Consider the following 5741-nt stretch of genomic DNA (forward strand, 5'->3'; position numbering starts at 1 on the left):
GACCTCGGGCCGTCGTCATCGGGAGCGGTTCGGGCCGGTCAGTCGGCGGCCAGACGTGCCAGGAGGGAGCCGCGGATCTCGCCGGCGCGGATGGCGGTGGTGGACAGCAGGGTCGATGCCAGGCCGTGGGTGTGTTCCGTTCCGCCCTGGAGGTAGATGCCCGCGGTGACTTCCGGTGCGACCTCGACGCGGTGGTCGCGCCCGACCCGGACCGCGTCCCCGTCGTCGCGCAGACAGATCTTCGCCGAGTCGCCGAGCAGCGTGCCGATGTCCTGGGAGCGGTAGCCGGTGGCGTGGACGAGGATGTCCGATTCGAGGATCTGGTGTTCGCCGGTGGGCAGGAACTCCACCGAGATGTCGAGCCGGTCGTCCTGGACGCTCACGTCCCGGATGCGGGAGACGTTCAGGAAGCGCAGTCGCTCGCGGCCCTGCACCTTCTCGCGGTACGAGGTCGCGTACAGGGCCTCGATGAGATCCATGTCGACGACGGAGTAGTTGGTGGAGCGGTGGTAGTCGAAGAGGGACTGCTTCACCTCGGAGGGGGAGTCGAAGTAGACGTCCACCGCCTCGGGGTCGAAGATCCGGTTGGCGAACGGGCTGTCGTCGGCGGGTGTGTACCCGTATTTGGCGAAGACCGCGCAGACCTCGGCCTCGGGGAAGGTGCGGTGCAGGTAGTCGACCGCCTCGGCGGCGCTCTGTCCCGCGCCGAGCACGACGACCCGGCGCACGGGAGCGCCGGAGGCGTTGAGTTCGGCGACCCGTGGGATGAGCTGGCTGTTGTGCCAGACGCGGTCCGACAGGTCGGTGCCGGGCGGCAGATGGGGTTCCAGTCCCACCGCGACACTGATGTTGCGCGCCCGGTGGGTCACCGTGGACGACGGGCCGGCGGCCGGGTCCCGGCAGGTCACGTCCAGGTAGGCGACCTCGCCGCTCTCGTCGCGCACCGGTTCGACCGACACCACCTCGGAGGAGTAGTCGACCAGGTGGGCGACCCGGGCCGCGGCCCATTCGAAGTAGTCGTGGAACTCGACGCGGAGCGGGAAGAGCGTCTTCTGGTTCAGGAAGTCCACCAGTCTGCCCTGCTCGCGCAGATAGCAGAGGAAGCTGAAGTCACTGGTGGGGTTGCGCATCGTGACCAGGTCCTTCAGGAAGGACACCTGCATGGTCGCATCGTCGATGAGCATGCCCCGATGCCACCCGAAGCGTGGCTGCCGTTCCAGGAAGAGGGCATTCAGCCTCTGGTCCTCGGGGAGTTGTGTGTTGTGCTCCTCAACGGCTATGGCAAGTGCCAGATTTGACGGGCCGAAGCCGATCCCGAGGACATCGTGGATGATGTCCGGCATACTGCGCGGTGCTGTCACCGATGCATCGCCTCCCTCAACGGCGCTCATATTAGATAAGGTAAGGCTTACCTTGCAATAACGTCGTCGGAGGGAAGACCGCCATGCGGGTCGTCATGTTCGGCTATCAGACCTGGGGCCATCGCACGCTGCAGGCTCTGCTGGACTCCGACCACGAGGTCGTCCTCGTCGTCACCCACCCCAAGAGCGAGCACGCGTACGAGAAGATCTGGGACGATTCGGTCGCGGAGCTGGCCCAGAAGCACGACGTCCCGGCGCTGCTGCGCAACCGGCCGGACGACCCCGAACTGCTGGACGCCATCAGGGACGCGGCGCCCGACATCATCGTGGCCAACAACTGGCGCACCTGGCTGCCGCCGGAGATCTACGACCTGCCGCCGCACGGCACGCTCAACGTCCACGACTCGCTGCTGCCCTCCTACGCGGGTTTCTCCCCGATCATCTGGGCGCTGATCAACGGCGAGGAGCGGGTCGGCGTCACCGCGCACCGGATGAGCGCCGAACTGGACGCGGGCGACATCCTCACGCAGCACGCGGTGCCCGTCGGCCCCGCCGACACCGCGACCGACCTGTTCCACCGCACCGTCGACCTGATCGGCCCGATCGTGCGCGAGTCGCTGGACCTGATCGCCTCGGGGGAGGCCCGCTGGCAGCCGCAGGACCGTGCGCGGGCCAGCTTCTTCCACAAGCGGTCGGTCGAGGACGGCCGCATCGACTGGACCTGGCCCGCCGAGGACCTGGAGCGGTTGGTCCGCGCGCAGTCCGACCCGTATCCCAGCGCCTTCGCCTACCACCGCGGCGAGCGGATCAGCATCGTGTCCGCGTCGGTCTCGCAGGCGCGGTACGGGGGTACGCCCGGACGGATCTTCATCAAGGAGGGCGACGGGGTCGTCATCGTGGCCGGGGCGGACGCCCGGAGCGGGCGCCGGCACGGGCTCGCGGTGCGGCGGGTGCGCACGGAGGACGGCACCGAGCACGCGGCGCACGACTACTTCCGGACGATGGGCGGCTACCTCACCTCCCGGCCCTGAACTTCCGGTTCTGACGCGGCCCGCCCGGGTATCCCTGCCGGGCGGGCCCGTCAGCTCCTGGTCGTCACGTCCGGGCCGTCAGCTCCCGGCCGGCCGGTCCGCGCCGGCCGGGGCCGTGTAGTGGTGCCGGCCCATCGGGATGACCAGCGGAGTGCCGCTGACCGGGTCGGTGGTGACCTGGCAGCGCAGGTCGAAGACGTCCTCGACCGTCGCGGCCGTGATCACGTCGGCGGGCGGGCCCTCGGCGACGATGCGGCCGGACTTCATGGCGATGACATGGTCGGCGTACCGGCAGGCGTGATTGAGGTCGTGCAGCACCATGACCACCGTGCGCCCCTCGCGCCGGTTCAGGTCGGTGATCAGGTCGAGGACGTCGATCTGGTGCGCCACGTCGAGATACGTGGTGGGTTCGTCCAGCAGCAGCACGGGGGTGCCCTGGGCAACGGCCATGGCGATCCAGGCACGTTGCCGCTGTCCGCCGGACAGCTCGTCCACCGCGCGGTCCGCGAGGTCGGTGAGGTCGGTGGCGGCCAGCGCCTCGTGCACGGCCAGTTCGTCGGCCTTGGACCACTGCCGCCACCAGGTCTGGTGCGGTGAACGGCCCCGCCCGACCAGGTCGATGACGGTCAGCCCCTCCGGGGCCACCGGGGTCTGCGGCAGGATCCCGAGCCGCTGGGCCAGTTCCCGGGTGGAGATGGACGCGAGGGCCCGGCCGTCGAGCTGTACGGTGCCCTGCCGGGGGGTCAGCAGCCGGGCGAGGGCGCGCAGCAGGGTGGACTTGCCGCAGGCGTTGGCGCCGACGATGGCGGTGATCAGGCCGGGCGGGACGGCCAGGTTCAGGTCCTCGACCACCAGCCGGTTGTCGTACGCCAGGTGCAGGCCGTCGGCCCGCAGGTCCGGTCCCGCGGCCGGCGTGCCGGGATCGGAGGCCGTGTCGGTGCGGGTGCCGGGGTCGGTGGTCGTCATGCGTTCAGCCTCCTGAGCCCGCGCGGTTGGCACGGATGAGCAGCCAGAGCAGTACCGGCGCGCCGATGACGCCGGTGACGATCCCCACCGGCAGTTCGGTGCCGGGGATCGCTTCACGCGCGATGAGGTCGGAGCCGAGAACGACCAGCGCGCCGGTCAGCGCGGAGGTGACCGGCGGTGGGTACGCGCGGCCGGCCAGCCGCTGGGCGATCTGCGGGGCCGCCAGTGCGACGAAGGCGACGGGGCCGGCCGCCGCCGTGCCGAAGGCGATCAGGCCGACGCCGATGAGCATCAGGGTCAGCCGGACCGGTCCCACGGGCGTGCCCAGGCCGGCGGCCACGTCGTCGCCGAGTTGGAGGGTGCCCAGCCAGCGGCTCATGCCGAGGGCGAGCGGCACCAGCACCGCCATGGCGGTGGCGAGCATCGTGACCTGGCTCCATGTACGGCCGTTGAGGTTGCCCACCAGCCAGCCGAGCGCGGCCTGCGCCTCGAAGCGCTGGCCCCGTGCGAGGAGGTAGTCGGTGGCGCTGGTGCACATCCAGGACACCCCGATGCCGACCAGGATGATGCGGTAGCCGGTGGCGCCGTTCTTCCAGGCCAGCGCGTAGACGGTCAGGGCGGTGGCCAGTGCGCCGAGCAGGCCGAGCGCCTGGGTGCCCAGGCCGCCGTCCCAGCCGAGCACGATGCCAGCCACCACGGCGGTGCCGGCGCCTTCGGTGAGGCCGATCATGTCCGGGCTGGCCAGCGGGTTGCGGGTCATGGTCTGGTACAGCGCGCCGGAGAGGCCGAAGGCGATGCCGACGAGCAGTCCGGTCAACGCGCGCGGCAGCCGCAACTCCTGTACGACCAGGACCGTTCCGGGATCGCCCGACCCGGCCAGGGCCTTGACCACGCCGGTGAAGCCGACGGGGTAGTCGCCGATCGCGATGTCCCAGCAGAACAGCAGGAACACCACGACCGTCAGCCCGGTGCAGACCGCCAGCAGCCGGGGTCGCAGGATCCCGGAGACGGGCGGCGTCGCGAGCCGGAAGGTTCGCCGGTCGCGTACGGCAGGCGCAGCGGGCAGGACGGTCATCGCTCACACCTCCGCGAGCTTGCGCCGGCGCACCAGCGCGATGAAGAACGGGCCGCCGATGAAGGCGACCAGGACGCCGGCCTGGATCTCGACGGGCCGCGCCACCACCCGCCCGATGATGTCGGCGCCGAGCAGCAGGCAGGGCGCGAGGGCCGCCGACAGCGGCAGCAGCCAGCGGTGGTCCGGGCCGAGTCCCGCGTACTGGGCGAGGATCCGGGCCACGTGCGGTACGACCAGTCCCAGGAAGACGACCGGGCCGACGACGGCGACGGACGCGCCGGTCAGCAGCATCACGGCGATCACGCCCTGGAGCCGGACGAGGCCCAGTCGCCGTCCCAGCGAGGCCGCCACGTCGTCCCCGAGGGCCAGGCTGTTGAGCGCGGGCGCGGTGGCCAGCGCGAGCAGCGCGCCGACGGCGAGGAACGGCAGGATGCTCAACACCACCCCGCTGTCCCGGTCGGCGAGGGAGCCGGCGGACCAGAAGCGGTAGCGGTCCAGGGCGTCGGGGTCGGTCAGGACGATGGCGTTGGTGAGCGAGAAGAGCAGGAACGTCACGGCGACGCCGGCCAGCGCCAGCTTGACCGGTGTGGCGCCCGACCGTCCCGATCTGCCCAGCAGGAAGACCAGCACGCTGGTGGCGAGCGCACCCGCGAAGGCGAACCACACGTAGCCGTAGAGCGATCCGACGCCGAAGACCGCGACCGACACGACGATGCCGAACGAGGCGCCGGCGCTGACGCCCAGCACCCCGGGGTCGGCGAGGGGGTTGCGGGTCAGCGCCTGCATGAGCGCGCCGGACAGACCGAGGGCGGCGCCGACCGACAGGCCCAGGACGGTGCGCGGGACGCGGACCGTCCAGACGACGTTGTCGACGAGACGGCTGGAGGGATGCCCCAACAGCGCCCGGACGACCTGGTCCAGCGGGATGCTCAGCGCGCCCAGCGCGATCGACAGCAGGCTCAACAGGATGAGCGCGGCGGCGAGCAGGGCGACGAGCAGGGCGGGGCGCAGTCCTCTGCGCCGGGTCACCGGCCCGGTGTCCACGGTCAACGTCCTTAGGTTAGGCACGCCTTAACAGTAGCGTCCCGGTTTCCGGAGGATGCCGGGAGGGAGGGCTATCTAGTTAGGTAATCCTTACCTTAATATGGCGACCGGTCGCGGCTCGCTCGAGTCGTTTCCGCACATCATGGGGAGGCACGGGCACCGGTGTCGGGTACATGGGGCAACGCAAGCGCGGATCATGGAGAACTGTCGGCGACGGCAGCGGAGTACTGGCGCGGGCGGCTCGTCCCGCTTCCCCAGGAGACC

The 5741-nt window shown here is 70.8% G+C and carries 5 protein-coding genes; 1 reads left to right on the plus strand and 4 read right to left on the minus strand.

The annotated features are described in order from the left end of the window. Positions 1 to 38: 38 nt before the first annotated feature. Entirely contained in the window at positions 39 to 1343 is a 1305-nt protein-coding gene (locus LNW73_RS34235; RefSeq protein WP_374118296.1) for a lysine N(6)-hydroxylase/L-ornithine N(5)-oxygenase family protein, read from the minus strand. Positions 1344 to 1444: 101 nt separating this feature from the next. Between LNW73_RS34235 and LNW73_RS34240 the strand changes: the two genes are divergently transcribed. Then, positions 1445 to 2392: a methionyl-tRNA formyltransferase gene (locus LNW73_RS34240; protein ID WP_250973793.1), complete on the plus strand. Its 948-nt coding sequence runs from the start codon at positions 1445 to 1447 to the stop codon at positions 2390 to 2392. 78 nt (positions 2393 to 2470) lie between these two features. On the opposite strand, the gene LNW73_RS34245 is transcribed toward LNW73_RS34240, so the two are convergent. Genes LNW73_RS34245 through LNW73_RS34255 form a run of 3 tightly spaced genes read right to left on the minus strand, consistent with a single transcriptional unit; the run spans position 2471 to position 5432 of the window. Next, complete coding sequence (locus tag LNW73_RS34245) at positions 2471 to 3358, minus strand: ABC transporter ATP-binding protein (RefSeq protein WP_250992706.1); 888 nt, start codon at positions 3356 to 3358, stop codon at positions 2471 to 2473. Between the two features lie 4 nt (positions 3359 to 3362). Further along, positions 3363 to 4433 carry a FecCD family ABC transporter permease gene (locus LNW73_RS34250; protein WP_250992707.1) on the minus strand — a complete coding sequence of 357 codons (1071 nt, stop codon included), beginning with the start codon at positions 4431 to 4433 and terminating at the stop codon, positions 3363 to 3365. Between the two features lie 3 nt (positions 4434 to 4436). Then, a complete protein-coding gene (locus LNW73_RS34255; protein WP_250993126.1) occupies positions 4437 to 5432 on the minus strand; it encodes a FecCD family ABC transporter permease in 996 nt (331 codons plus the stop codon). Positions 5433 to 5741 lie beyond the last annotated feature (309 nt).

The sequence above is a fragment of the Streptomyces sp. RKAG337 genome, from assembly GCF_023701715.1.
Classification (GTDB): Bacteria; Actinomycetota; Actinomycetes; order Streptomycetales; family Streptomycetaceae; genus Actinacidiphila.